This window comes from Cupriavidus sp. GW823-FHT06D04 (assembly GCF_058795055.1).
Genome location: NZ_JBXAHL010000013.1, coordinates 1 through 23,780 on the forward strand (window position 1 = coordinate 1; position 23,780 = coordinate 23,780).

22 protein-coding genes are annotated in these 23,780 nt (G+C 68.0%); 10 read left to right on the top strand and 12 right to left on the bottom strand.

Annotation, left to right across the window (positions count from 1 at the left end; genetic code table 11):
- The coding region (locus tag AC1Q7H_RS17550) for a hypothetical protein (RefSeq protein ID WP_492381506.1) at positions 1 to 448 on the bottom strand (448 nt) is incomplete at its 3' end.
- Between the two features lie 134 nt (positions 449 to 582).
- A complete protein-coding gene (aroQ, locus tag AC1Q7H_RS17555) occupies positions 583 to 1,044 on the bottom strand; it encodes a type II 3-dehydroquinate dehydratase (RefSeq protein WP_153953383.1) in 462 nt (153 codons plus the stop codon).
- A gap of 84 nt (positions 1,045 to 1,128) precedes the next feature.
- Between aroQ and AC1Q7H_RS17560 the strand changes: the two genes are divergently transcribed.
- Positions 1,129 to 2,076, top strand: coding sequence for a LysR family transcriptional regulator (locus tag AC1Q7H_RS17560; protein ID WP_153953384.1), 948 nt, complete (start codon positions 1,129 to 1,131; stop codon positions 2,074 to 2,076).
- On the opposite strand, the gene AC1Q7H_RS17565 is transcribed toward AC1Q7H_RS17560, so the two are convergent.
- Positions 2,073 to 2,840, bottom strand: a complete 768-nt coding sequence (locus AC1Q7H_RS17565; RefSeq protein WP_153953385.1) for an IclR family transcriptional regulator domain-containing protein — start codon at positions 2,838 to 2,840, stop codon at positions 2,073 to 2,075. The two genes, AC1Q7H_RS17560 and AC1Q7H_RS17565, sit on opposite strands and share 4 nt — an antisense overlap.
- Before the next feature lie 133 nt (positions 2,841 to 2,973).
- Between AC1Q7H_RS17565 and AC1Q7H_RS17570 the strand changes: the two genes are divergently transcribed.
- Both AC1Q7H_RS17570 and AC1Q7H_RS17575 read left to right on the top strand, forming a co-directional pair.
- Positions 2,974 to 4,842, top strand: a complete 1,869-nt coding sequence (locus AC1Q7H_RS17570; RefSeq protein ID WP_013953459.1) for a bifunctional sugar phosphate isomerase/epimerase/4-hydroxyphenylpyruvate dioxygenase family protein — start codon at positions 2,974 to 2,976, stop codon at positions 4,840 to 4,842.
- A gap of 45 nt (positions 4,843 to 4,887) precedes the next feature.
- A complete protein-coding gene (locus tag AC1Q7H_RS17575) occupies positions 4,888 to 5,712 on the top strand; it encodes a 3-oxoadipate:acetyl-CoA acetyltransferase (protein WP_013953458.1) in 825 nt (274 codons plus the stop codon).
- 17 nt (positions 5,713 to 5,729) lie between these two features.
- On the opposite strand, the gene AC1Q7H_RS17580 is transcribed toward AC1Q7H_RS17575, so the two are convergent.
- From AC1Q7H_RS17580 to AC1Q7H_RS17605, 6 genes are all read right to left on the bottom strand, one after another.
- Positions 5,730 to 6,620, bottom strand: coding sequence for a DMT family transporter (locus AC1Q7H_RS17580; protein ID WP_492381507.1), 891 nt, complete (start codon positions 6,618 to 6,620; stop codon positions 5,730 to 5,732).
- Positions 6,621 to 6,820: 200 nt separating this feature from the next.
- Positions 6,821 to 8,002, bottom strand: coding sequence for a c-type cytochrome (locus AC1Q7H_RS17585; protein ID WP_153953387.1), 1,182 nt, complete (start codon positions 8,000 to 8,002; stop codon positions 6,821 to 6,823).
- 31 nt (positions 8,003 to 8,033) lie between these two features.
- Positions 8,034 to 8,858 (bottom strand): ABC transporter ATP-binding protein, encoded by an 825-nt coding sequence (locus tag AC1Q7H_RS17590; RefSeq protein WP_153953388.1) that lies wholly within the window; start codon positions 8,856 to 8,858, stop codon positions 8,034 to 8,036.
- Positions 8,852 to 9,910, bottom strand: a complete 1,059-nt coding sequence (locus tag AC1Q7H_RS17595; RefSeq protein ID WP_492381508.1) for an ABC transporter permease — start codon at positions 9,908 to 9,910, stop codon at positions 8,852 to 8,854. The genes AC1Q7H_RS17590 and AC1Q7H_RS17595 overlap by 7 nt, the downstream gene beginning before the upstream one ends.
- Before the next feature lie 4 nt (positions 9,911 to 9,914).
- Complete coding sequence (locus tag AC1Q7H_RS17600) at positions 9,915 to 10,931, bottom strand: ABC transporter substrate-binding protein (protein ID WP_013953453.1); 1,017 nt, start codon at positions 10,929 to 10,931, stop codon at positions 9,915 to 9,917.
- 41 nt (positions 10,932 to 10,972) lie between these two features.
- Positions 10,973 to 12,070 (bottom strand): LLM class flavin-dependent oxidoreductase, encoded by a 1,098-nt coding sequence (locus tag AC1Q7H_RS17605; protein WP_013953452.1) that lies wholly within the window; start codon positions 12,068 to 12,070, stop codon positions 10,973 to 10,975.
- A gap of 217 nt (positions 12,071 to 12,287) precedes the next feature.
- On the opposite strand from AC1Q7H_RS17605, the gene AC1Q7H_RS17610 reads away from it, so the two are divergent.
- From AC1Q7H_RS17610 to AC1Q7H_RS17620, 3 genes are all read left to right on the top strand, one after another.
- On the top strand, positions 12,288 to 13,499 hold the full coding sequence (locus AC1Q7H_RS17610; RefSeq protein WP_492381509.1) for an acyl-CoA dehydrogenase family protein: 1,212 nt from the start codon (positions 12,288 to 12,290) through the stop codon (positions 13,497 to 13,499).
- A 113-nt stretch (positions 13,500 to 13,612) separates the two neighbouring features.
- Complete coding sequence (locus tag AC1Q7H_RS17615; RefSeq protein WP_013953450.1) at positions 13,613 to 14,230, top strand: cysteine dioxygenase family protein; 618 nt, start codon at positions 13,613 to 13,615, stop codon at positions 14,228 to 14,230.
- Complete coding sequence (locus tag AC1Q7H_RS17620; protein ID WP_013953449.1) at positions 14,227 to 15,849, top strand: rhodanese-related sulfurtransferase; 1,623 nt, start codon at positions 14,227 to 14,229, stop codon at positions 15,847 to 15,849. Before AC1Q7H_RS17615 ends, AC1Q7H_RS17620 begins: the two co-directional genes overlap by 4 nt.
- Positions 15,850 to 15,919: 70 nt before the next feature.
- Here AC1Q7H_RS17620 and AC1Q7H_RS17625 read toward each other — a convergent pair whose 3' ends face one another.
- Both AC1Q7H_RS17625 and AC1Q7H_RS17630 read right to left on the bottom strand, forming a co-directional pair.
- A complete protein-coding gene (locus AC1Q7H_RS17625) occupies positions 15,920 to 16,279 on the bottom strand; it encodes a type II toxin-antitoxin system PemK/MazF family toxin (RefSeq protein WP_013953448.1) in 360 nt (119 codons plus the stop codon).
- The gene (locus tag AC1Q7H_RS17630) at positions 16,272 to 16,502 is read right to left on the bottom strand and encodes a hypothetical protein (protein WP_013953447.1); all 231 of its coding nucleotides are present in this window, start codon (positions 16,500 to 16,502) and stop codon (positions 16,272 to 16,274) included. Before AC1Q7H_RS17630 ends, AC1Q7H_RS17625 begins: the two co-directional genes overlap by 8 nt.
- Positions 16,503 to 16,825: 323 nt before the next feature.
- On the opposite strand from AC1Q7H_RS17630, the gene AC1Q7H_RS17635 reads away from it, so the two are divergent.
- The 4 genes from AC1Q7H_RS17635 (at position 16,826) to AC1Q7H_RS17650 (ending at position 23,187) form a co-directional block, all read left to right on the top strand.
- Positions 16,826 to 17,230, top strand: coding sequence for a hypothetical protein (locus AC1Q7H_RS17635; RefSeq protein WP_041228682.1), 405 nt, complete (start codon positions 16,826 to 16,828; stop codon positions 17,228 to 17,230).
- Positions 17,231 to 17,446: 216 nt separating this feature from the next.
- A complete protein-coding gene (locus tag AC1Q7H_RS17640) occupies positions 17,447 to 18,901 on the top strand; it encodes a TolC family protein (RefSeq protein ID WP_013953445.1) in 1,455 nt (484 codons plus the stop codon).
- 2 nt (positions 18,902 to 18,903) lie between these two features.
- Positions 18,904 to 20,064 (top strand): efflux RND transporter periplasmic adaptor subunit, encoded by a 1,161-nt coding sequence (locus AC1Q7H_RS17645; protein WP_013953444.1) that lies wholly within the window; start codon positions 18,904 to 18,906, stop codon positions 20,062 to 20,064.
- A 6-nt stretch (positions 20,065 to 20,070) separates the two neighbouring features.
- Positions 20,071 to 23,187, top strand: coding sequence for an efflux RND transporter permease subunit (locus AC1Q7H_RS17650; RefSeq protein ID WP_013953443.1), 3,117 nt, complete (start codon positions 20,071 to 20,073; stop codon positions 23,185 to 23,187).
- A gap of 175 nt (positions 23,188 to 23,362) precedes the next feature.
- On the opposite strand, the gene AC1Q7H_RS17655 is transcribed toward AC1Q7H_RS17650, so the two are convergent.
- Positions 23,363 to 23,728, bottom strand: a complete 366-nt coding sequence (locus AC1Q7H_RS17655) for a hypothetical protein (RefSeq protein ID WP_013953442.1) — start codon at positions 23,726 to 23,728, stop codon at positions 23,363 to 23,365.
- Positions 23,729 to 23,780 lie beyond the last annotated feature (52 nt).

Below are 23,780 nucleotides of genomic sequence, written 5' to 3' on the forward strand. Positions count from 1 at the left end.
GTTTGGTCGCAACGCAGCGGCCAACCGCCAGCGTCGAGGTCTTGGCCGACCGGAGACCTTCGCCTTCCTGGGTTTCATCTTTATCTGCGGACGATCGCGTCGGGGTGCCTTCCAGTTGCAGAGGAAGACCCGAGGTGATCACATGCGGGCGAAGCTCAGGCAGATCAAGGAGGACCTGCGGCGGCGCATGCACGAACCGATTCCTGCGCAAGGAAAATGGCTCAGGCAGGTGGTGCGCGGATACTTCGCGTACCACGCAGTACCAACGAACTCGCGAGCACTCGGCGCCTTCCGTTACCACATTGTTGACCTCTGGCGGCGGGCGCTCCGGCGCCGCAGCCAAAAGGATCACATGACGTGGACGCGGGTCGAGCGGATCGCGGATGCCTGGCTCCCACAGCCTCGAATCCTTCATCCATGGCCCGACCGGCGCTTTGACGTCAAACACCCGAGGTAGGAGCCGTATGCCCGAATCGGGCTCGTACGGATCTGTGCGGGGGGGCTCAGTAATGGGCATTCCTACCGCGATTGGGGAATGCCGCCGCGCAACGCCCAATGCGCGGTGGCATCTGCTTAATCCGTTTATTCAGCCGCGGCCGCTGTCACCAGCACCAGCGCCTCAACCGCCAACGCATATCCCTTCACCCCCAGCCCCGCCATCACCGCCCGCGCCACCGGCGAGATCCATGAGTGATGCCGGAACGCCTCGCGCGCGTGCACGTTAGAGATGTGGTACTCGATCAGCGGCACCGCCGCGCCCTTGATCGCATCATGCAGCGCAATCGACGTATGCGTCAGCGCCCCCGCATTCAGCACCACGCCGACCATTTCCCCTTGCGCGCATAGCCGCCCGGCTTCATGGATCCAGTCGATCAGCTGGCCTTCATGGTTGGTCTGCCGGCATTGCGCCTCCAGCCCTAGCCGCTCCGCGGCTTCCTGGCAGATGCGCTCCACATCCGCCAGCGTTTCACTGCCATAGACTGCCGGCTCGCGGGTGCCGAGCAGGTTGAGGTTGGGCCCGTTGAGCACCAGTACTGTCTTCATCGTGTCTCCTGGAATCGGCCGCGGCGCTGGCGCGGCCATCGCCGATAGCCTATCGTTACTCCCTTCATCCCATCATCGACCGCCATGGAAACTCAGAATGCGCTGACGGCGAACAATGACCCGTTCCTGCGGGACCTGCGGCTGTTCTGCACGGTGGCGCGGCGCGCCAGCTTTATCGCCGCCGCCAACGAGACCGGCATTTCGCCGGCCCACGTCAGCAAGCGCATCGCCATGCTCGAAGCCATGCTGGGCGCGAAGCTGTTCCACCGCACCACGCGCCGTGTCAGCGTGACCGCCGAGGGCGAGAGCGCCTTTGCGTGGGCGCAGAAGATCCTGGAAGACGTCGACGGCATGCTGGAAGCGGTGGGTGCCACCGGGGGCGAGCCACGCGGGCTGCTGCGCATCGCCACCAGCGTGCGGCTCGGGCGCAGGCATGTGGCACCGGCGCTGTCGCGGCTGCGGCAGCAGCATCCGGGGCTGGAGGTCTGGCTGGAGCTGCTCGACCGGCGCGTCGACCTGATCGGCGAAAGCTTCGACCTCGACATCCGCGTGGGCGAGGTCGAGGAGCCGCACCTGATCGCCAGCAAGATCGCCAGCGGCAGCCGCGTGCTGTGCGCCGCTCCCGCCTACCTCGCGCGGCGCGGCATGCCGGAGCACCCGGGCGAGCTGCCCCGGCACGACTGCCTGCTGCTGCGCGAACGCGACCAGGCCTTTGGCGTATGGCGGCTGCAAGGGCCTGACGGCTGGGAGACCGTGAAAGTGACCGGGCCGATGGCATCGAACCACAGCGACGTGACCCACCAGTGGGCACTGGAAGGCTTCGGCATCATCATGGCTTCGGTCTGGGACGTGGCCGCCAGCGTGCGCGCCGGCGAACTGGTGCGCGTGCTGCCGGACTGGCAGCAGCCGGCCGATGTCTGGGCCGTGACCAGCGCGCGGGCGTCGGCCTCGGCGCGGATGCGCGTGTGCCTTGAGTTCCTTAAGGCGCAGTTGTCGCAGGGACCGCAGGCGCTGGCGACGACGCTGGACTAAAGCACTCGCATGATCAGCAGCGCGGTGTCTTGCAACACCTGCAATACCCGGTCCAGCGCCTGCTGTGCGGTCTCGTCGCCGATCGGCATATTGACCGACAGCGCGGCGATCACCTTGCCGTGGCGGTCGCGCAGCGGCACGGCGATGCCGCGCACACCGGTCTGCAGCTGTTGCTCCAGCATCGCATAGCCCTGCGCGCCAGCCTTGCGGATCTCTTCGAGCAGGCGCTCATGCTGCAGGATGGTGTAAGGGGTGTAGGGCGCGAGCACGACAGATTCCAGCCATTCGCGCACCTGCTGCTCGGGGCGCGAGGCCAGCATCATCACCCCGGCCGAGCCCAGCGGCGCCGGCACCCGTGCCCCCAGCACGAAGCCGGTGCTCATCACGCGGCTGGTGCTGGTGCGGGCGATAAACACCAGCTCCCAGCCATCGAGCACGCTCAGGTAGGCCGCCTCGCCGAGCTGCGCGGTGATTTGCTGCAGGAACGGCTGCACCGTGCGCGGCAGCCGCGCCGAGTCGAAATACGACCAGCCCACCTTGAGCACGCGCGGTGTCAGGCTGAACAGCGTGCCGTCGCTGGTGGTGTAGCCGAGGTGCTCCAGCGTCAGCAGGTAGCGACGCGCAGCCGTGCGCGTCAGGCCGGTCAGCTGCGCCGCCTGCGTGGGCGTGAGGCGCGGATGGTCGTTGTCGAAGGCCTCCAGGATGGCCAGGCCTTTTTCGAGCCCGGCGATCCAGTCGCGCCGGCTCAGCGGTTCTTTTTCCATGGTTAACCCGAATTTCGCGCGAGGGATGATCGCAATGGAGCGATTGTCGCACGCCTACGCGCGAATTGTGGTTGTTGACGGGCCGGCTCGCTCCTAACCTTTGGGGCAATACCGTCGCCACCTCGCAATCGCCATGACCGCAGCCCGCAGGCCTCTCCCGAAATCGATCGCCACCGTCTCGCTGTCCGGCACGCTGCCGGAAAAACTGGAAGCCGCCGCGGCCGCGGGCTTCGACGGCGTAGAGATCTTCGAGAACGACCTGCTGCATTTCGACGGCTCACCGGCCGAGGTGCGCCGCATGGCGGCCGACCTCGGCCTGCAGATCCTGCTCTACCAGCCGCTGCGCGACTTCGAGGCCATGCCGGATGACCTGTTTGTCCGCAATATGGCGCGCGCCGAACGCAAGTTCGACGTGATGGAGCAGCTTGGCGCGGAGATGGTGCTGGTGTGCAGCAATGTGCAGGAGGTGGCCATCGACGACCCCACCCGCGCTGCCGCCGACCTGCGCCGGATGGCAGAGGCCGCCGCGCAGCGCGGGCTGCGCGTCGGTTATGAGGCGCTTGCCTGGGGCCGCCATACGCGCCTCTGGCGGCAAGCGTGGGACATCGTGCAGCGCGCCGACCACCCCGCGCTGGGGCTGGTGCTGGACAGCTTCCATACGCTGTCACTGGGCGATTCGCTGCAGGGCCTGGACGTTGTGCCGGCGGACAAGATCTTCTTTGTGCAACTGGCCGATGCGCCACGCCTGTCGATGGACGTGCTGTCGTGGAGCCGCCACTACCGCAATTTTCCCGGGCAGGGCGACCTGCCGGTGACCGATTTCGCCCGCGCCGTGCTGCAGGCAGGCTACAACGGGCCGTTGTCGCTGGAGGTCTTCAACGACGACTTCCGCGCGGCGCCGGCACGGCTGACCGCGCAAGACGGGCTGCGCTCGCTGATCTGGCTGGAGTCCGAGGCGGGCGGCACGCCGCTGCCTGCGCCGCCGGTGCTGGACGGCGTGGACTTCGTCGAGTTTGCCGTCGATTACGTGGCTGGCCGCGAACTCGCGCAACGGCTGGAATCGCTTGGCTTTGCCCATGCCGGCCGCCATCGCTCCAAGGCGGTCGACCTGTACCGCCAGGGCGGCGTCAACCTGATCCTGAATGCCGAGCAGGACAGCGCCGCCGCCGAGCACTTCCAACTGCACGGCCCGTCGGTGTGCGCCATCGGCCTGAAAGTGGACGACGCACGCCGCGCCGTGGCGCGCGCCCGCACGCTGCTGTGCAAGGAGTGGCGTGAGCCGGTGGGGCCCGACGAGCGCGTGATCCCGGCGCTGCGCTCGCCCGACGGCATGCTGTTCCACCTGATCGACGACCGCGACGCCGACCGCAGCATCTATGAGAGCGACTTCGTGCTCGATACGCCCGTGGGAACCGTCCACCACGGCGCAGGGTTGTCCGCCATCGACCATATCGCGCAGGCGCTGCCGGCGAACCGGCTCGACAGCTTCGTGCTGTTCTACCGCTCGGTGTTCGCCATGCAGCCGGAGGCCGTGCATGAGATCGCCGATCCGTATGGCCTGGTGAAGAGCCGCGCCATGGTCAGCCCCGGCCAGCATGTTCGCATCCCGCTCAACGTGTCCGAGAGCGGCCGCACCGCCACCGGGCGCTTTGTCGCCGCTTACGCGGGCTCGGGCGTGCACCACATCGCCTTCCGGTCGGAACGCATCGGGCAGACGCTGGAAGCCATCGACCGCACCCGCGCCGCGATGCTCCACGTGCCGGACAACTACTACGACGACGTGGCCGCGCGGCTCGCGCTCGACGACGCGCTGCTGGAACGCCTGCAAGGTCTCGGCCTGCTCTACGACCGCGACGCCCACGGTGAATTCCTGCATGCCTACACCGAGCCGTTCCACGAACGGTTTTTCTTCGAACTCGTGCAACGCAGCGGCTACACCGGCTACGGCGCGGTCAACGCTTCGGTGCGCATGGCCGCACAGGCGCAGCTGCGGCACAGCTGAACATCATCGTCACCCGCTCACAACATTCCCTACAGGAGACATTCCATGCAAGAGCCGTGCATCATTTCCGTGGCCATCACCGGTTCCGTGCCGCGCAAGAAAGACAACCCGGCCGTGCCCATCTCGGTGGCTGAACAGATCGAAAGCACGCACGCCAGCTATGAGGCCGGCGCCACGCTGGTTCACCTGCACGTGCGCGACGAACTGGAAAATTCGAGCTCCGATCCGACACGATTCGCCGCGCTGCAGGAAGGCATCCGCAAACACTGCCCGGGCATGATCGTGCAGTTCTCCACCGGCGGACGCGGCCGCGAGGCCAGCCAGCGCGGCGCGATGCTCCATCTGCGGCCAGACATGGCTTCGCTTGCCACCGGCTCGGTCAACTTTCCCACCAGCGTCTACGAAAACCCGCCGGACTTCGTGCGCACGCTGGCCACCACGATGCGGGAATTCCACGTCAAGCCGGAAATCGAGATCTTCGACCTGGCGATGCTCTACAACACGGCGGAACTGGTGAAAGAAGGGCTGATCGCGGCACCGCCGCACGTGCAGTTCGTGTTCGGCATCCGCAATGCGCTGCCGGCGCGGCGCGAGATCCTGGCGTTCCAGGTCGAGCAACTGCAAACGCTGTTGCCGGGCGCGACATGGACGGCCGCCGGCATCGGCCGCCACCAGCTGGAAGTCAATCACTGGACGCTGGAGCTCGGCGGGCACTGCCGTACCGGTCTGGAAGACAACATCCGCTGGGACAAGGACACACTGGCGGCCAGCAACGCGCAACTGGTTGGCCGCGTGGCGCAGCTTTGCTGGCAGTACGGCCGGGCGGTAGCAACGCCGGCACAGGCGCGGTCGCTGCTCGGGCTGGACTGACGGCGGCAGCGGGGCGGCTATGTCGCCCCGACGGGCCGCCCCGGCAGTTCCCGGTCGCGGGCCGCCGCCACAGTGCCACCCACGCCGCTGGCGGCGATCAACGCAACGCCGAGCACGGACCACGCATCGGGCAGATAGGCGAATGCCAGCCAGCCGCCAAGCATCGCAAAGGCGATCTGCAGGTAGAGATAAGGGGTAAGCAGGCTGACCGGCGCGCGCGCATAGGCAAGGACCAGGAACAGATGGCCGGCGGTGCCGGCGAGCGCCATGCCAGCGAGCAGGCACCAGTGCAATGCCGTGAGTTGCGAGGTCCATGCTCTCGGCAGCGCTGCCGAGAGCAGCACCGTGGCAACGCAGCCTGTATAGAAGTGCGTGGTTCCGACGCCATCGGCACGGGTCAGCACGCTGGTCAGCAACTGGTATGCGGCATTGGACAGCACTGCCCCCAGCGGCAACAGCATCGCGGGCTGCAGGCCGGCGCCCGGCCGGATCACCACCAGGGCCCCGACAAATCCCGTCAACAGGAAGAGCCATCGCACGGCCGACACGCGTTCGCCAAGCATGGCCGCCGCGGCCAGCGCCATCGCCAGCGGCGTCAGGCTCACAACGGCGGTGAACTCGCCTACCGGCAGGACTTGCAGGCTGAAGAACGCGCATCCGCTGGACAGCAGCATCGCCACCGCACGCGCGCACTGCAGCAGCGGCCGGCGCGTGCGCAGCAGGGCGCGGCCGCGAGCCGGCAGCAACACCGCGCCGGTCAGCGCCGCCTGCGCCAGGTAGCGCAGCCATAGCGCCATCACGACTGGCACGGCCGCGCCGGCGATCTTTGTCAGCGTGTCGAGCGCAGCGAAGCAGGCTACCGCCGCCACTATCAGCAGGATGCCTTGCAGTTCCCGGGCCCCTCTCATGGGGCTCACGCCGCAGGCCGGCAAGCTGCGCTTGCCACGGCCATCCCTGTCTGCATCATGTCACCGATCCACGTTGGCTTTGTCTTCGTGCGCAGGTTACTGGCAGGAGCGAGGGCAATCAGCGCAATGGATGGAAAGTCAGAATTCGCTGGCAGCGAATAATCCGGGAGGACGACGGCCAAGGCGCGCGGTGGACGCGATCAATGGATAAAGCCGCCCTTGACGAAGCGCACCGGCTCGGCGTCCATGCGCAAGAGCAGGGCGGTCAGGCCATCTGCTGGTTCCGCAGCATTGCGCGGGGTGTTGGCGCTGGGCCCTGATACGCACACAAGGTCTGCATCGGACCATTGCCGGCCGGGCGCACCACGCGCGCGCAGCCACCCGGTGCGGTCAGCCAGCAACTGGGTGCCTGCCAGCCGTGCGGGCGATTCACCGGCGATTGCCGCCACCGCCTGCCACGCATGCGGCGACGTGGCCGTGCAGCCGGCGCGAAAGCGCGGCACCTGCGCCGGCGGGCGCCCGTCGGGCGTGACCAGCACGGTCAGGAAGCGGGGATCCTCATACGGCAGCGGAGCCGCCCCGTCGACAGCCACCAGCCGCACGCGCTGGTCCGCGCGCCACTGCGACAGTGCCAGAGGCGCGGCATCGACGCAGCGGACGGCCATTTCCGGCAGCCGCAGCGGTACCGGCCAGTTGCCGTCGGCACCGGCGCCGCTGCCAGCCGACAGCGCCTTCATGTAGTCGACCACGGCCCAGGCCTCACCGTCGCCCAGAATGTCGCGGAAGGCCGGCATGGTGGGCTGGCCATGACGGTCGCGCATACCGGCCAGCACATGCCAGAACAGCTCGCCATCGGCGCGGCGCGCCAGCAGCGGACTGACCAGCGTGGGCGGCCACTGCGCCAGGCTGGCGGCCAGCGGGCCTTCCCCGCGCCCGTCCGCGCCGTGGCAGTTGGCGCAATGCTGCGCATAGACCCGGGCGCCGAGCGCGATGGCGTCGACGGAGAAGCGGGTAGGGCTGGCGTGAAAGCTGGTCGGCGCGGCTGGCACCAACAGCAGCGCTGCGCTGGGCCAGGGAGCCGCCACCAGAGCGAGCGCGCCGGCGGCAAGCAGTACGCCGCGCTGGCGTCTCCAAGCCAGCGCGGCGGTAATGGCCAGCACGGCAAAGACAAGGGCGCACAGGCTCAGGCCGACCTGGCGCGCGAGGCCCAGGTCGATCAGCAGGGTTTCGCCCGCCACACGCCGCGCCCACGGCCACGCGGGCTGGCCGTGGCTGTCGCCGCTCAGGCCAAGGGCATGCCAGAGCGACAGCAAGCCAAGCTGGAGTTTCTCGATCAGGACCATTAGTCCATTGAGCCATGCCTGCGGAGGCGGGCCGCTCATCTGGCGGCCCACGAGGTGAAGCGCAACGCCATTACCAGCTCGCGTCCAGCCCCAGGTGGCGCAGCGCTTCGTGCCGCAGCCCGGTCAGCCGCGGATCGCCGCGATGGCGCGGGTAGGGCAGGTCGACCCGGATCTCCGCCGTGATGCGTGCCGGACGCTGGCTGAAGATGATCACGCGCTGCGCCAGGAACAGCGCTTCCTCCACGTCGTGCGTGACCAGCAGCGCCGAGAAGCGCGAGCGTTGCCACAGTTCAACCAGGTCGCTCTGCATTGCCAGCCGCGTCAATGAGTCCAGCTTGCCCAGCGGCTCGTCCAGCACCAGCAGGCGCGGATCGTTGACCAGCGCGCGCGCCAGCGCAACGCGCTGCGCCATGCCGCCGGAGAGCTGGTGCGGGAAGGCGCGGGCGAAGGTTTCCAGCCCTACGCGCCGCAGCGCGTCATCCACGCGCGGGCGCTGGCTTGCCAGCACGCCGCGCGCCTGCAGGCCCAGCGCGACGTTGTCCCATACGCGCCGCCACGGGTACAGCGTGGGGTCCTGGAACACCACGATGCGCGACGGGTTGGGCTCGGTGATCGGGGTGCCGTCCTGCAGGATCTCGCCGGAGGCGGGCTGGTCCAGCCCTGCCACCAGCCGCAGCAGCGTGGACTTGCCGCAACCGCTGGGCCCCAGCAGCGCGACGAATTCGCCCGGTGCGACGCTCAGGTCGACGTCGTCCAGCACCTGCAGCCGGTCGCTGCCGCTGCCGAACCAGTGGCTGACCTGATGGATGTCGATGCGGGCACCGGTCAGGGCTTCCGCGGCCTCGCTCCCCACGGCGTTGACTTCCCTCTCCCGCCGTTCTGCAACACTCACCATTTCACCGTCCCCTTCTGCCACGACAGCACGCGATCACGCGCCACGAACAGCAACGTGATCACGCCCGAAAACAGCAGCGCCATCACGATCAGCGCCGCATACATATTGACGTACGAAGCCCAGCCCTGCGCCCACGTCAGGTACCAGCCCAGGCCCGACTTCACGCCCATCATCTCCGCCGTGACCAGCACCGAGAACGAAGCGCCCAGCCCCATGAACAGGCCGACGAATACCTGCGGCAGCGCCGCCGGGATCGCCACGCGCAGCACCAGGAACCAGCCCGAGGCGCCCATGGTGCGCGCCACGTCGTAGTAGCTCTTGTTGACGCCGGCCACGCCTGACCACGTCAGCACCGCCACCGGGAAGGCCGTGGCCAGCGCGATCAGGAACACCGCGGCGGAATAGCTCGACGGGAAGAAGTAGAAAGTCAGCGGCAGCAGCGCGGTTGACGGCAGCGGGCCCAGCACGCGCAGCACCGGATGCACCCAGTAGCCGATGCGGCGCGACCAGCCGATCGACACCCCCACCAGAAAGCCGGCCAGTCCGCCATAGGCTACGCCCAGCCCGAGCAGCCTGAGCGTGTTCAGCACGCTGTCGCCCAGCCGCCTCCAGTCGTCGGCATAGACCTCGATCAGCGCCTGTGGCGGCGCGAAGAAGGGCGTGGGCAGGATGGCGGTTTTGGCGGTCAGGATTTCCCACGCGGCCAGGGCCACGGGCAGCGCCACCAGCCACGGGCCCGCGGCGCGCAGCGCGGCCAGCGCGCGTTGCGCCGCCCGGACCCGCTGGCCGGCCAGCGCAACCAGCGCCGGCAACGCGGCGCCTGCCAGCGCGGCGATGCCCAGTTCCGCCGTATAGGCCCAGTCGCTGAAGCCGACCGCCTGGTTGGGCCACAGCCACGTCAGGGCGCCGAACGCGGCCCACGCCAGCGCGGCGAGGATGCCGGTGGCCCAGACCGGGCCGGACGCGCGCGCGCTCGCGGCGGCATGCGGCACGGGGGCCGCGGCTGGCTTGCGCGCCAGCCCGGCGTCGAATGCAGGTTGGCTTGTCGTCATGGCATCACCCCAGGACATTGGCGTAGACGTGCTGCGCCAGGCGTTTGGCATCGGTGGTCTTCTTCAGCACGCCGATGCGGCGGAAATCATCGGCGTAGAAGGCGATCTCGTCGCGCAGGTCGACGCCGGTCGGGTGGTGGGTATAGGTGAGCGTGGCGTAGAGCTTGCGCAGGTCTTCCGGGTTGATCTTGGGCGAGTACTTGGCGAAGACCCTGGCGGCCTCGTTGGGGTTCTCGTTGACGTAGTCGGTGGCCTGCACGATGGCGCGCGCCAGCGACGTGGCGGCAGGGCGGTCGTTGCGCACCAGCTCGCCGCGGGCGCCGACCACGCAGCAGACCTTGCGCGCGTACTCGCCGGTGAGGTTGGTGGCCAGTTCCACGTAGGCGCCGTTGGTGCGCTTTTCCAGCAGGTAGAGGTTGGGGTCGCCGTCGGCAATCGCCTGGATCTCGCCCTTGTCCACCGCCACGCCCAGCAGGTCGGCCGGGTACTGGCGCCAGGTGATGTCCTTGTCCGGGTCGATGCCGTTCTTGGCCAGCAGGATGGTGAAGAAGTGCTTGCCCGGTGCCGCCAGGTCGCTGACGCCGACGGTCTTTCCCTTCAGCTGCTGCAGGCTGGTGACCCCCGCCGCTTTCGATCCCACCAGCCGCACGCAGCCGCCGTGCGAGCTGCCGATGATCTTGACGTCGAAGCCGGCTTCCAGCGGCTTGAGCCAGCGGTGGATCATGCCGACCGCGGCATCGGCCTTGCCGGTGGCGATCGATTCCAGCAACTGGTCGGTCGAGCCGCTGTAGTTGATCAGGTCGACCTGCAGGCCGTTCTTCTCGAAGAAGCCCTTCTCCTGCGCCACCACGATCGGCGTCAGGCAGAAGGAGTTCTGGTTCCACGCGAAGGTCAGCTTGCGCGGCGCCGACCAGGCCTGTCGGCCCAGGATCAGCGACGGCGCGGCGATGGCCGCGGCGCCGGCCAGCCGCAGCACGCTGCGCCGGCGCGGGTCGGCGTGATTGTTGTTGTCCTGGCTCATGGTGAAATTCCCCGTCTTCGTCGTGTTCTGTGGTGAGGCCGTCACGCGGCCTTGCGCTCCGCCTGCTGCGCGGCGTCGTGCTGCGCCACCAGCTCGCGCACGCGCGGGATCAGCTCGCGGCCATAGTCGATGGCGTCTTCCAGCGGATCGAAGCCGCGGATCAGGAAGGTGGTGACGCCCAGTTCGTAGTACGCCAGCAGGGCCTGCGCCACCTGCTCCGGCGTGCCGACCAGGCCGGTGGAGTTGGAGCGCCCGCCGGTCTCGCGCGCGATCGCGGTCCACAGGCGCTGGTCAACCCGGTCGCCTTTGTCGGCCGCCGCGAGCAGGCGCCGTGCGCCTTCGCTCTGCTGCGGGCCGCCGCGGCTGTAGCCGGCCTGCACGCGCAGGGCGCGGGTGCGCTCCAGGATGCTGTCGGCGCGGGCCCAGGCTTTTTCTTCGGTTTCGGCCAGCACCGGGCGGAACGACACCGAGAAGCGCACCGTGCGGCCGTGCTGCGCGGCTTCGGCACGCACGCGGCCGGTCAGCTCGCGCACCTGGTCGAGCGACTCGCCCCACAGTGCGTAGACGTCGGCATGCTTGCCGGCGACGGCCAGCGCGGCTTCGGAGGCGCCGCCGAAATAGATCGGCACATGCGGCTGCTGCGCGGGCTTGACCTCCGAGAAGCCCTGCGTAAAGCGATAGAACTGGCCTTCGTGGTCGAACGGCGCGGGCTCGGTCCAGATGCGGCGCAGGATATGCAGGTACTCGTCGGTGCGCGCATAGCGCTGATCATGGTCGAGGAAGTCGCCGTCGCGCTGCTGCTCGCTGTCCGACCCGCCCGAGATGAAGTGCACCCCGAGGCGGCCGCCGCTGAACTGGTCGAGCGTGGCGATCTGGCGCGCGGCCAACGTCGGTGCGGTAAAGCCGGGGCGGTGCGCCAGCATGAAGTGGATGCGCTCGGTCACGCTGGCCGCGTAGGCGATGGTCAGCGTGGCCGACGGCCCGGTGGAATGGTGCGGCACCAGGATGCGGTCGAAGCCGGCCTGCTCGTGGGCCTGGGCAAAGGCGCGCACATAGTCGCGATCGATCACCGGACCTGACGGCGGATGGATCTCGGACTGCTTCTGGCTCTGGATCATGCCGATGAAATCGACGCTCATGCGCGCTCTCCTGTGTTCGGTGAGGGCGGCAGCGTGACCGCCCGGATGGTGTTGGACTGAGGCAGAAAGTACGACAGGCGCGCGCGCTCGCTAACGAATAAAAACGACGGTCCATATTCAATAAGCGTCGTTTTCGTAATGCGGTGCCGGCGCTACGCTAGGCGGCATTCGGTGCGGGCAGCGCGCCTCGTCATCATCCTTCCCGGAGTCTTTTTCCATGTCATTAACGTCTACCCTGCGCAGGCTGCCCAGCAGCGAAGCGCACCTTGGCGAGGTGCTGGCCGGACTGTCCGCGCGCTTTGCCGCCAGTGCCGGCGCGCACGATGCCGCTGCCAGCTTTCCGCACGACAACTTTGCGCAGCTGCATGCCAATGGCCTGGTTGCGCAGGTGGTGCCGCACGCGCAGGGCGGCGGCGGGGCGGGCCTGGCGCAGGCGCGCCGCATCGTGGCCGCGGTGGCGGGCGGCGACGCCGCAACCGCGCTGGTGCTGACCATGACCTACCTGCAGCACCGCGCGATCGCCCGCGCCGATTCGCACTGGCCGCAGACCGTGCGCGACCAGGTCTTTGCCAGCACGGTGCAGGACGGTGCGCTGATCAACGCGTTGCGGGTGGAACCGGAACTGGGATCGCCGGCACGCGGCGGCCAGCCGGCCACGGTGGCCACGCGCGTGGCCGACGGTTGGCGCATCAGCGGGCGCAAGCTGTACAGCACCGGCATCCCGGCGCTGCGCTGGCTGGCGGTCTGGGCGCGTACCGACGAGCCGCAGCCGCGCGTGGGCGTGTTCCTGGTGCCCGGACCGGCGGCCGGCATCGCGGGCGTGCGCATCGTCGAAAACTGGAACCACCTTGGCCTGCGCGCTTCAGGCAGCCATGAGACCGTGCTCGACAACGTCTGGATCCCGCCTGACCACGCGGTCGATATCCGCCCGCCGTCAGCATGGACGCCGGCCGGTGCCAGCCAGGCCGACATCGACGCCAACGCCGACCAGCAGGCCTGGATGATCGTGCTGCTGGGCAGCCTCTATGACGCGGTGGCACGCACTGCCGCCGCATGGATCGGCGAATTCGTTCGCGAGCGCGCGCCCGGCAGCCTGGGCGCGCCGCTGGCCACGCTGCCGCGCGTGCAGGAAGCCATCGGCGAGATCGCCGCGTTGCTGCGGGCCAATCAGGTGTTGCTGGACGATGCCGCGACGCGCACCGACGCGGGCGAGGCGCCCACGCCGGCCGACAGCGGGCTGCTCAAGTACACCGTGACCGGCAATGCGATCCGCGCGGTGGAGCTGGCGCTTCAGCTCTCGGGCAACCACGGCCTGAGCCGCAACAACCCGCTCGAGCGCCACTACCGCGACGTGCTATGCAGCCGCATCCATACGCCGCAGAACGATTCCATCCTGGTCGCCGCCGGGCGTGCGCAGCTTGGCCTGTAAGCGCGGGCCTGCCTGGCCGTGCTATGTTTGCAGCAGCACCGCCCCAAAGAGGGCCGCGCCGCAGGCGCCCGGCGCGCCGGCAAACCAGAACGAGACACTTCGGAGTCATTCCCATGGGCAGCACCCCCACCCCCGACAGGCTCGCGCCGCTGCGCGACTTCATCACCGGCCTGGCCGAGCTGCTGGACCAGCACCCGGACGAGCCCCGCATCCTGCGCGAAGGCGGGGCGCTGCTGGCAAAGCTGGTCGCGCGCGACGACTGGCTGCCCGAAGCCTGGGCCCAGTCGCATCCCGAGTACTACCAGCAGCACCTGCTGCATTGCGATTCCGCCGAACGCTTCTCGGTCGTCAGCTTTGTCTGGGGGCCGGGCCAGCGCACGCCCATCCACGACCACACCGTTTGGGGCCTGATCGGCATGCTGCGCGGCGCGGAAGACTCGCAGCCGTTCGCGCTCGACGCCGGCGGCCGGCCTGTACCGCATGGCGACGCCGTGCGCTTGCTGCCCGGGCAGGTCGAGGCCGTGTCGCCCACGGTCGGCGATATCCACCTTGTCAACAACGTGCATGACGACCGCGTCTCGGTCAGCATCCATGTGTACGGCGCCAATATCGGTGCGGTGCGCCGTTCGGTCTATGCCGAGGACGGCACGCGCAAGCCCTTTGTCTCCGGCTATTCCAACCGGACCCTGCCCAACCTGTGGGACCGTTCCCGCGAAGTCGCCCAGTCATGACCACGATTACTGCTACGCAAGCCGCACCGGCCTTTCCGACGTACTCGCGCGACGCGGTGCGCAAGGCGCTGCTTAGCCGCGACGAGATCGCCTTGATCGACGTGCGCGAGGAAGATCCCTTCGCGCAGGAACACCCGCTGTGGGCGGCCAATTTCCCGCTGTCCAGGCTTGAGATCGAGGCGTGGGCGCGCATCCCGCGCCGCGACACGCTGATCGTCGTCTACGGCGAACATGCCGGCACTGACCTGGCGCCGCGCGCCGCGGCCGTATTGCGCGAGCTGGGCTATACGCGCGTGCACCTGCTGGAAGGCGGACTGCGCGCCTGGATCGACGACGGCGGCGAGGTGTTCCGCGACGTCAACGTGCCGAGCAAGTCGTTCGGCGAAGTCGTGGAAGCCAGGCGCCACACGCCGTCGCTGGCCGCCGAGGAAGTGCAGGCATTGATCGACACCAAGGCCGATGTGGTGATCGTCGATGCGCGCCGCTTCGACGAGTACCAGACCATGAGCATTCCCACCGCGACCAGCGTGCCGGGCGCGGAACTGGTGCTGCGCGTGCGCGAGCTGGCGCCTGACCCGCACACGCGCGTGATCGTCAACTGCGCCGGGCGCACCCGCAGCATTATCGGCACGCAGTCGCTGGTCAACGCGGGCATTCCCAACCAGGTGGCGGCGCTGCGCAACGGCACCATCGGCTGGACCCTGGCCGGCCAGCAACTGGACCACGGTGCCAGCCGCCGCGCCCCCGCCGCGGTCAGCGACGCCAACCGCGACAGCGCCCGCCGCGGCGCGCGCGAGATCGCCGACCGGGCCGGCGTGCGCCGCATTGCGCTGGCCCAGATCGAAACGCTGCAGCAGCCCGGCCGCACCGTGTACCGCTTCGATGTGCGCACGCCGGAGGAATTTGGCGACGGCCACCTGCCGGGCTTTGTCAACGCGCCGGGCGGCCAGTTGGTGCAGGAGACCGACCATTCCGCTCCGGTGCGCGGTGCGCGCATTGTGCTGGCGGATGATGACGACGTGCGCGCCAGCATGACCGGCTCATGGCTGGCGCAGATGGGTTGGGACATCTGGGTGGTGGAACCGGTGGCGGCGGCAGAGCGCAGCGAAACCGGCGCGGTCAGCGCACCGGTGCCGGCGTCAGCGCCGGTATCGACCGTCACTGCAGCCGAACTGGCGACGTGGCTTGACGCAGGCGATGGCAGCACCGCTGTTCTCGACTTCACCACCAGCGCCAACTACGTCAAGCGCCATATTCCCGGCGCGTACTTCGTCATTCGCGCGCAACTGGCCGACGCGCTGCCACGCATCCCGCAGCCCAGGCGCTACGTGTTCACCTGCGGTTCGAGCCTGCTGGCGCGCTTTGCCGCTGCCGACCTGCGGCGCCAGACCCATGCGGAAGTGTTCGTGCTGGAAGGCGGCACCCAGGCATGGATCGCCGCGGGACTGCCGCTGGAAAGCGGGGAAACGCGCCTGGCTTCGGAACGCACCGACCGCTACCGCCGGCCGTATGAGGGCACCGACAACCCGCGCGAGGCGATGCAGGGCTACCTGGACTGGGAGTTCGGCCTGATCGCGCAACTGGAGCGCGACGGGACGCATGGGTTCAGGGTGGTGTAGGGCCGCTGCATGATATGCACTGACGCTGCATATCATGCAGCGAGGCTGGCGACGGGCGAGACCGGAAGGCCTAAAGGCGGAGCAGCAGACGCATGGCCTCTTCCACCTTGCGCAGGTGATTGGGCGCCAGCGTGGCTACCGGCCGGCCGCCCATGAACCGGCGATTGGACACCGCGCGGACCTGGTCGATCAACAGGTCCGTCTCATGGGCCAGGCCAGGCAGCTTGCCCAGCGCGACCCGCAACGGAAAGCAATCCTCGCGCTCGATTTGCGATGTGCCCGGCACGATGATCGTGGTCAGGTGGCCGGCGTCGTTGAGCAAATCCGTCTGGATGACCAGCGCCGGCCGGTTGCGCTTGGCCGGCTCTTCCCGATGGGTCTGTGGATTGAGGTCGACCTCCCAGATCTGCCCGCGCTTCAGCTCAGTCAAGCCCGTCTCCGCCCGATCCGTCCATGTCTTCACTGGCGGCAAGGTGCTTTGCCGAGAGCTTGCGGGAAAGCATGGCGATACGGGAGGCCATTTCCCGCTCGTTTTTCTCGCGCACGGCATCGCGGATGTAGTCGGAAGTTTTTTTTCCCGATGCCTTGGCCAGCGCGCGAGTCTGGTCGGCCAGTTCTTCGCCGGCGCGGAAGGACAATGTCGTTCCTTGCATGAATGGCTCCGTACTTGGGTAATACGGAAGTATAGCGCTCATTTGTCTCTCATTTTTGTATTACAAAACCACTAACAGATGGATGCTCAGATCGGCTTACAGGGTTTGGAAGCAGTGACCAGAGCGTAGTTGGGGGAGCGAATTGGGCAGAAATTAGAGGAGTCTGAAAGCCCTTGCAGGCGCCGATCTCTCTGCAGCAAGGGAACGAACGTAACGATTCCCTGTCAATCGTAATCGTTACGTTACAATGCTGTCCTGCAGCATCCCACCGGCCAGCCCCGACAGCGGGCCCCGGCAGCGATGCCGTCAATGCCCCCGATCCAATGCGACTGTTGTTCCTCCTGCTGACTGCCATGTGCTTGTCGCTGCTCTCCTTCGGAGCAGTGGCGGACGCGCGCGCGGCGTTGCAGGCGCAGGCCAGCGTTGACCTGGTGGACCTGGCGGCGGTGCAGCCTGTCGACGACCTGGGCCGGATCATCGTGCCCGGCGACGACGGCTTGCATGACGACGATATCTGCGACGACCCACCCCCCGGGTATTGCAATATCTGGTCGGCGGACCTGCTCGATCCCCTCGACCTGCTCGACGAGATCGAGGAATCCAGTGCCCTGATTGCCTTGCCGCCAGTGAAGCTGCTGCTGCCTTCTGGCGACGTCGCCCAGCATCCGCCTGGCCGCGCCGAGCCGCCGCCTTCGGCCTTCTTCCGGCCACCCATTTCCCGCGCCTGAGCGTTTCCTGCGCCCGCACCGCACGCGCTGCCGCATGCAGCCGCCGTGCCGTGGGCCGCGCCCCCTTGTCTGATATCGCCAGCCTGCCTGCTGCCTGACCGCGCGGGCAAGCCGCTGCCGTTGTGCGTCCTGCCGTGATTGCGTCCAAGTGACCGCTCGCCCCGGGGCGAGCGGCAGCATGGCGACAGGCAGCCGTATTGCTTGCTTTCCCGACTCATGACAACAACCAAGCTGACCCTGATCGCGTCGCTTTCGCTGATCGCGCTCGCCGCTGCCCCGGCCCATGCCGGCGCGCAAGGCGGGGTGTCCCCGAAGCCAACGGACGCGGCCGGTGCCGCGCCTGCCGCCCCCGCACTCCTGACCAAACCTGCTGCCGCACCCATGCCGGGCTCCGCCATCCTGGCGGCCACGGCGGTGCCCAAGCCCGCATCCGCCGTATCGGCCGGCGCCCAGGCGGGGCCCGCCTACTCGCTGCCCCAACTGCTCGACCTGGCCCAGTCCACCAACAAGGGCGTGGCCGCCGCCGAGGCCGGTGTCGATGCCGCCAGCGCCGCCATCAGCAGCGCGCGTGCCTATCCCAACCCGCAGGTGGAGGTGATGTACGGCCGCTTGTCCGGCAAGCAGCCGGGCGTGACCAGCGGCAATGCGCCCAGCTACGCCGTGGTGCAGAAGCTGGACTACCCGCACCAGCGCAGCCTGCGCGAGGCCATGGCCACCCGCGGGCTGGAGTCGTCGCAGGCCATGCGGCAAGGCTTCCGGGCCGACCTGGCCGCCCGCGTGAAGACCTCCTACTACGACGTGCTGCGCCGCGAGAGCGAGCTGCATGCCGCCGAGGAAGACCTGGCGATGATGCGCCAGATCCATTCGCGGGCGCGGCTGCGCGTGGAGGTGGGCGAGGCGCCGCGCTATGAACTGATCAAGGCCGAGACCGAACTGCTGGCTTCGCAGAAGAACCAGCAGACCGCCGAGTTGCGCGTCAACCAGGCCAAGGCCGCGCTGCGCCAGCAGGTGGGCGGTGCCATGCCGGGCCAGTATTCGCTGGCCGGCTCCCTGGGCCAGTCGCCCGACGTGCCGCCGCTGCCGGTGCTGCGCGACACCATGACCGCCAGCAATGCCGAACTGGTCCAGCGCCGCATGGAGCTGGAGCGCGCACAGCTGGGCGTGAACTACCAGAAGTCGCTGCGCTGGCCCGAGGTGGCGGTGCGCGCCAGCACCGACCGCCAGCCTGACAACAACGTCTCGCAGATCGGCCTGGTCCTGACCATCCCGCTGTGGGACCGCCGCAGCGGCCCGGTGGGCGAAGCCACGGCGCAGGCCACGCAGGCGCGCAGCGCCCTGGAAGCGCGTGAGTTCGAGCTGACGCAGGAGCTGGAGGCCGCCTACCGCCAGTACGAGATCAACCAGGCCCAGGTGACGGCGCTTGAGTCTGGCATCGTGCGCGAGGCCGAGTCGGCGCTGGGCGTGGCCGAATCCGCCTACCGCTTCGGCGAGCGCGGCATCCTGGACTACCTCGATGCCCAGCGCGTGCTGCGCGGCGCGCGCAATGAGCTGATTGCCGCCCAGTACGACGTGCAGGTGGCCGCCATCCAGATCGAAAAGCTTATGTCGACCGCCCCGGGCGCTACCGCAGCGCCGGGCCTGCAGCCGACCTCCACCATCGAACAGAAATAACCATGCGTCTCAATTTCCTGCTTTCGCTGACGGCCGCTGCCGTCCTGACGTTCAGCCTGGCGGCCTGCTCCGACAAACCTGAACCCGTTGCCGAAGCGCCCAAGTTGCCGCCGGGCGTGATCCAGCCCGAGGGCAACCTGCAGAAGGGGCTGAAGGTGGCGCCGGTGGCCACCTCCCCGTTCAGCGAGATGCTGCGCGTGGCCGGCCGTGTCGACTTCGACGAGCAGCGCGTGGCGCGCATCGGCGCCAGCGTGACCGGCCGCGTGACCGACCTCTATGCCACCCTGGGCCAGGAAGTGAAGGCCGGCCAGGTGCTGGCGCGCCTGCACAGCAGCGAGCTGGGCGCGGCGCAGATGGCCTTCCTGAAGAGCGAGGCCCAGACCGAGCTGCAGGGCCGCAACGCCGAGCGTGCGCGCCAGCTGTTTGCCGCCGACGTGATCGGCCGCGGCGAGCTGCAGCGCCGCGAGAGCGAACTGGCGATTGCCTCGGCCGAGATGCGCGCCTATCGCGACCAGCTACGCGTGCTGGGCATGTCGCAGGCATCGATCGCCGATCTGGCCAGGAGCGGCAGCATCAATTCGCATTCGCCGGTGTTTTCCAGCATCAGCGGCACCGTGGTCGAGCGCAACGTGGCGCAAGGACAGGTGGTGCAGCCGGCCGATGCGCTCTATACCGTGGCAGACCTGTCGCGCGTATGGGTGGTGGCCGAAGTGCCAGAGCAGCAGGCCGCCCAGGTGGCCGAAGGGCAGAGCGTTGACATCGAGGTGCCTTCGCTTGGCAACGGTGCGGGCAGCAAGAACATTACCGGCAAGCTGATCTACGTCGGCCGCACGGTCAACCCGCAGTCGCGCACGGTGCTGGTCCGTACCGAGCTGGAGAACCGCGAAGGCCGCCTCAAGCCTGCCATGCTGGCCAGCATGCTGATCGCCGGCAAGCCGGTCGACCAGCTGGTGATCCCGGCCGCCTCGGTGGTGCGCGATGGCAATGACGAGCTGGTCTATGTCGAGATGCCGGGCAACAAGTACCGTCTCACCAAGGTCAAGCTGGGCGCCGAGAGCGACGGCATGCGCGTGGTGCAGAACGGTGTGAAGGCCGGCGACCGCATCGTGGTCGATGGCGCCTTCCATCTCGACAACGAGCGCAAGCGCCTCGAGCAAGGGTAATCGACCATGATGAAATCCCTAGTCGAAGCCGCCATCAAGCAGCGGCTGGTGGTGTGCGTGATTGCCGTGGTGCTGTTCTTCTTCGGCCTGCGCGCTGCCACCAAGCTGTCGGTGGATGCTTTCCCCGATGTCACCAACGTGCAGGTGCAGATCGCCACCGAAGCCGCGGGCCGCTCACCCGAGGAAGTCGAGCGTTTTGTCACCGTGCCGGTGGAAATGGCCATGACCGGCCTGCCCGGACTGGAAGAGATGCGCTCGCTGAACAAGGCGGGCCTGTCGCTGATCACGCTGGTGTTTACCGATGCCACCGACGTGTACTTTGCCCGCCAGCTGGTGATGGAGCGCCTGATCGAAGTGGGCGGGCGCATGCCGGAAGGCGTGTCGCCGGTCCTGGGCCCGGTTTCCACCGGCCTGGGCGAGGTCTACCAGTACACGCTGGACCGTGCCGACGACGGCAACCGCGAACTGACGCAGGAAGAGCTGGCCGAGCGCCGCATCGCCCAGGACTGGGTGGTGCGCCCGCTGCTGCGCTCGATTCCGGGCGTGGCCGAGATCAACTCGCAGGGCGGCTACGTGCGCCAATATCAGGCGCTGGTCAACCCGGAACGCATGCGCCACTACCAGATCTCGACCCAGCAGGTCTATGAGGCGCTGGCGCGCAACAATGCCAACTCCGGCGGCGGCGTGCTGCCGCACTATGCCGAGCAGTACCTGATCCGCGGCGTGGGCCTGGCCCGCGGCGTGGATGACCTGGGCAGCATCGTGCTCAAGGAGATCAACGGCACGCCGGTGTACCTGCGCGACGTGGCCAACGTCACCATCGGGCATGAGGTGCGGCAGGGCGCGCTGGTCAAGAACGGGCAGACCGAGGCGGTCGGCGGCATCGTCATGATGATGCGCGGCGGCAATGCCAAGGAGGTGGTCAGCCGCGTGAAGGCACGCGTGGCCGAGATCAACGAGCGCGGCATGCTGCCGGGAAAGCTGCAGATCGTGCCGTACTACGATCGCAGCGAACTGGTCGACTCCGCACTGTGGACCGTGACCAAGGTGCTGCTGGAAGGCGTGGTGCTGGTGGTGATCGTGCTGTTCCTGTTCCTGGGCGACGTGCGTTCGTCGCTGATCGTGCTGGCCACGCTGGTATTGACGCCCTTGCTGACCTTCATGGTGATGAACGAGGTGGGCCTGTCGGCCAACCTGATGTCGCTGGGGGGGCTGGCCATTGCCATCGGCCTGATGGTCGACGGCTCGGTGGTGGTGGTCGAGAACGCGTTCGAGCGGCTCGGCCACAAGGAGCCGGGCCTCACCAAGACCGAGATCCTGGTCAAGGCCGTGCAGGAAGTGGCCACGCCGGTGATCGTGGGCGTGGGCATCATCATCCTGGTGTTCCTGCCGCTGATGACGCTGTCGGGGATGGAAGGCAAGATGTTTGCGCCGCTGGCGTTCACCATCTCGATCGCATTGGCGATCTCGCTGTTCCTGTCGCTGACGCTGTCGCCGGTGCTGTCGTCGTACCTGCTCAAGGGCGGCGCGGAGCACGACACGCATGTGATCGCCTTCATGAAGCGCCACTACCTGCGCCTGCTGCACTGGGCGCTGGGCAACAGCCGCAAGACGGTGCTCTGCGCGGTGGCGGCTTTCGTCGCCACGCTGGCGATCGTGCCGCTGCTGGGCACCTCGTTCATTCCGGAAATGAAGGAAGGCTCGATCGTGCCGGCGATCGACCGCGTGCCCAATATCTCGCTGGAAGAGTCGATCAAGCTGGAGAAGGAAGCCAACAAGCTGGTGCTGAGCGTGCCGGGCGTGAAGTCGGTAGTGTCCGGCGTGGGCCGCGGCGAAAGCCCGGCCGACCCGCAGGGCCAGAACGAGTCGACCCCGATCGCCAGCCTGAAGGACCGCGACGAGTGGCCCGACGGCTGGACCCAGGACGATATCGCCAACGCCATCCGCGACAAGCTCAAGGCCATTCCCGGCGTGCAGATCGTGATGGCGCAGCCGATCTCGGACCGCGTCGACGAAATGGTCAGCGGCGTGCGTTCGGACGTGGCGGTGAAGGTGTTCGGCGACGACCTGGACAAGCTGCGCGAGCTGGCGGGCGAGATCGCCCGCGTGGCCGGCGGCATCCAGGGCTCGCAGGACATTCGCATCGAGCGCGTGTCGGGGCAGCAGTACCTGTCGATCGAGATCGACCGCCAGGCGATTGCGCGATACGGGCTGAACGTGTCCGACATCCATGACGTGATCGAGATCGCCATCGGCGGCAAGCGCGCCACGGACATCTTCGAAGGCGAGCGCCGCTTTGCCGCGGCGGTGCGCCTGCCGGAGGAGTTCCGCAACAACGAGCAGGCCATCCGCCAGCTGCTGGTGTCCACGCCCAACGGCACCCAGGTGCCGCTGCAGAGCGTGGCCAGGATCGAGGTCAACGACGGCCCGGCCCAGATCAGCCGCGAAATGGCCAAGCGCCGCGTGGTGGTGATGATCAACGTGAAGGACCGTGACCTCGGCGGCTTCGTGGCCGAGCTGCAGCAGGCCACCGGCGCCAAGGTGAAGCTGCCCGAAGGCTACTACCTGGAGTGGGGCGGTCAGTTCCAGAACATGGAACGCGCCATGGGCCACCTGAAGATCATCGTGCCGGTGACCATTGCCGCGATCTTCTTCCTGCTGTTCCTGCTGTTCAACTCGCTGCGCTTTGCCACGCTGATCATCACGGTGCTGCCGTTTGCCTCCATCGGCGGCATCATCGGGTTGTTCGTTACTGGCGAATACCTGTCGGTGCCGGCCTCGGTAGGCTTTATCGCGCTGTGGGGCATGGCGGTGCTGAACGGGGTGGTGCTGGTGTCGTATATCCGCACGCTGCGCGACTCGGGTTTGTCGGTCGATGAGGCGGTGGTGCAGGGCGCGACTCAGCGTTTCCGCCCGGTGATGATGACCGCGACCATTGCGATGCTGGGCCTGGTGCCGTTCCTGTTCTCGACGGGGCCGGGCTCGGAGGTGCAGCGTCCGCTGGCGGTGGTGGTGATCGGCGGGTTGATTACGTCGACGCTGCTGACGCTGGTGATGGTGCCTACGCTGTATCGCTGGTTTGATGATCGCAGGCCGGATCCGACCAGGGATGTGCCGGTGTAAGGCGACATCGTCTCGCGTCGCGCTGGTCTCGCGTCCCGCTGGTTTGCTCCCCTCTCCCGCAAGCGGGAGAGGGAGCACCCAATCGGTAGTCTGTGCGGCGCATGCTTGCCGGTATCTTCAAGACAAACGCCCCATGCTTGGCATGGGGCGTTTCTTTTTTGCACAGCCGCCTTATTCAATAACCGTAATACGGCTGCTGCTGTTCGTAATACCCCGGCGGCTGCGGACCGCAAGGCACGTAGGCACGGTCGTAGTCGCGGTAGCAATAGCCTGGCGGCGCTGCCGGCGGTGCGTATGAGACGGGAGCCGGCGCGTAGGTCACCGGCGCCGGGGCGTAGGTGACAGGGGGCGGTGCCGCCATGACTGGCGCCGAAGCCAGGGCCGCGCCAAAGGCCAGGCCGACCAGGGCGCCGACAGCCAGCATCGCTCCGGCATTCGAGCCGCCGCCGTGGTGGTAGCGGTCGCGCGCCGACGCCGGGCCGGCTGCCACCAGCGCCACGCTCAGGGCAACCGCTGAAACGATTCGGGTGGAGGGGCGCATATCGGACTCCTTCTGATGCAGCTTGTGTGCATTCATGATGGACGCAAAGTGC

Excerpts from the sequence above, each read along its gene's own strand:
- aroQ (WP_153953383.1), bottom strand. The coding sequence starts at position 1,044 with ATGAAGACAGTACTGGTGCTCAACGGGCCCAACCTCAACCTGCTCGGC.
- AC1Q7H_RS17560 (WP_153953384.1), top strand. The coding sequence starts at position 1,129 with ATGGAAACTCAGAATGCGCTGACGGCGAACAATGACCCGTTCCTGCGG.
- AC1Q7H_RS17565 (WP_153953385.1), bottom strand. The coding sequence starts at position 2,840 with ATGGAAAAAGAACCGCTGAGCCGGCGCGACTGGATCGCCGGGCTCGAA.
- AC1Q7H_RS17570 (WP_013953459.1), top strand. The coding sequence starts at position 2,974 with ATGACCGCAGCCCGCAGGCCTCTCCCGAAATCGATCGCCACCGTCTCG.
- AC1Q7H_RS17575 (WP_013953458.1), top strand. The coding sequence starts at position 4,888 with ATGCAAGAGCCGTGCATCATTTCCGTGGCCATCACCGGTTCCGTGCCG.
- AC1Q7H_RS17580 (WP_492381507.1), bottom strand. The coding sequence starts at position 6,620 with ATGAGAGGGGCCCGGGAACTGCAAGGCATCCTGCTGATAGTGGCGGCG.
- AC1Q7H_RS17585 (WP_153953387.1), bottom strand. The coding sequence starts at position 8,002 with ATGAGCGGCCCGCCTCCGCAGGCATGGCTCAATGGACTAATGGTCCTG.
- AC1Q7H_RS17590 (WP_153953388.1), bottom strand. The coding sequence starts at position 8,858 with ATGGTGAGTGTTGCAGAACGGCGGGAGAGGGAAGTCAACGCCGTGGGG.
- AC1Q7H_RS17595 (WP_492381508.1), bottom strand. The coding sequence starts at position 9,910 with ATGACGACAAGCCAACCTGCATTCGACGCCGGGCTGGCGCGCAAGCCA.
- AC1Q7H_RS17600 (WP_013953453.1), bottom strand. The coding sequence starts at position 10,931 with ATGAGCCAGGACAACAACAATCACGCCGACCCGCGCCGGCGCAGCGTG.
- AC1Q7H_RS17605 (WP_013953452.1), bottom strand. The coding sequence starts at position 12,070 with ATGAGCGTCGATTTCATCGGCATGATCCAGAGCCAGAAGCAGTCCGAG.
- AC1Q7H_RS17610 (WP_492381509.1), top strand. The coding sequence starts at position 12,288 with ATGTCATTAACGTCTACCCTGCGCAGGCTGCCCAGCAGCGAAGCGCAC.
- AC1Q7H_RS17615 (WP_013953450.1), top strand. The coding sequence starts at position 13,613 with ATGGGCAGCACCCCCACCCCCGACAGGCTCGCGCCGCTGCGCGACTTC.
- AC1Q7H_RS17620 (WP_013953449.1), top strand. The coding sequence starts at position 14,227 with ATGACCACGATTACTGCTACGCAAGCCGCACCGGCCTTTCCGACGTAC.
- AC1Q7H_RS17630 (WP_013953447.1), bottom strand. The coding sequence starts at position 16,502 with ATGCAAGGAACGACATTGTCCTTCCGCGCCGGCGAAGAACTGGCCGAC.
- AC1Q7H_RS17635 (WP_041228682.1), top strand. The coding sequence starts at position 16,826 with ATGCGACTGTTGTTCCTCCTGCTGACTGCCATGTGCTTGTCGCTGCTC.
- AC1Q7H_RS17640 (WP_013953445.1), top strand. The coding sequence starts at position 17,447 with ATGACAACAACCAAGCTGACCCTGATCGCGTCGCTTTCGCTGATCGCG.
- AC1Q7H_RS17645 (WP_013953444.1), top strand. The coding sequence starts at position 18,904 with ATGCGTCTCAATTTCCTGCTTTCGCTGACGGCCGCTGCCGTCCTGACG.
- AC1Q7H_RS17650 (WP_013953443.1), top strand. The coding sequence starts at position 20,071 with ATGATGAAATCCCTAGTCGAAGCCGCCATCAAGCAGCGGCTGGTGGTG.
- AC1Q7H_RS17655 (WP_013953442.1), bottom strand. The coding sequence starts at position 23,728 with ATGCGCCCCTCCACCCGAATCGTTTCAGCGGTTGCCCTGAGCGTGGCG.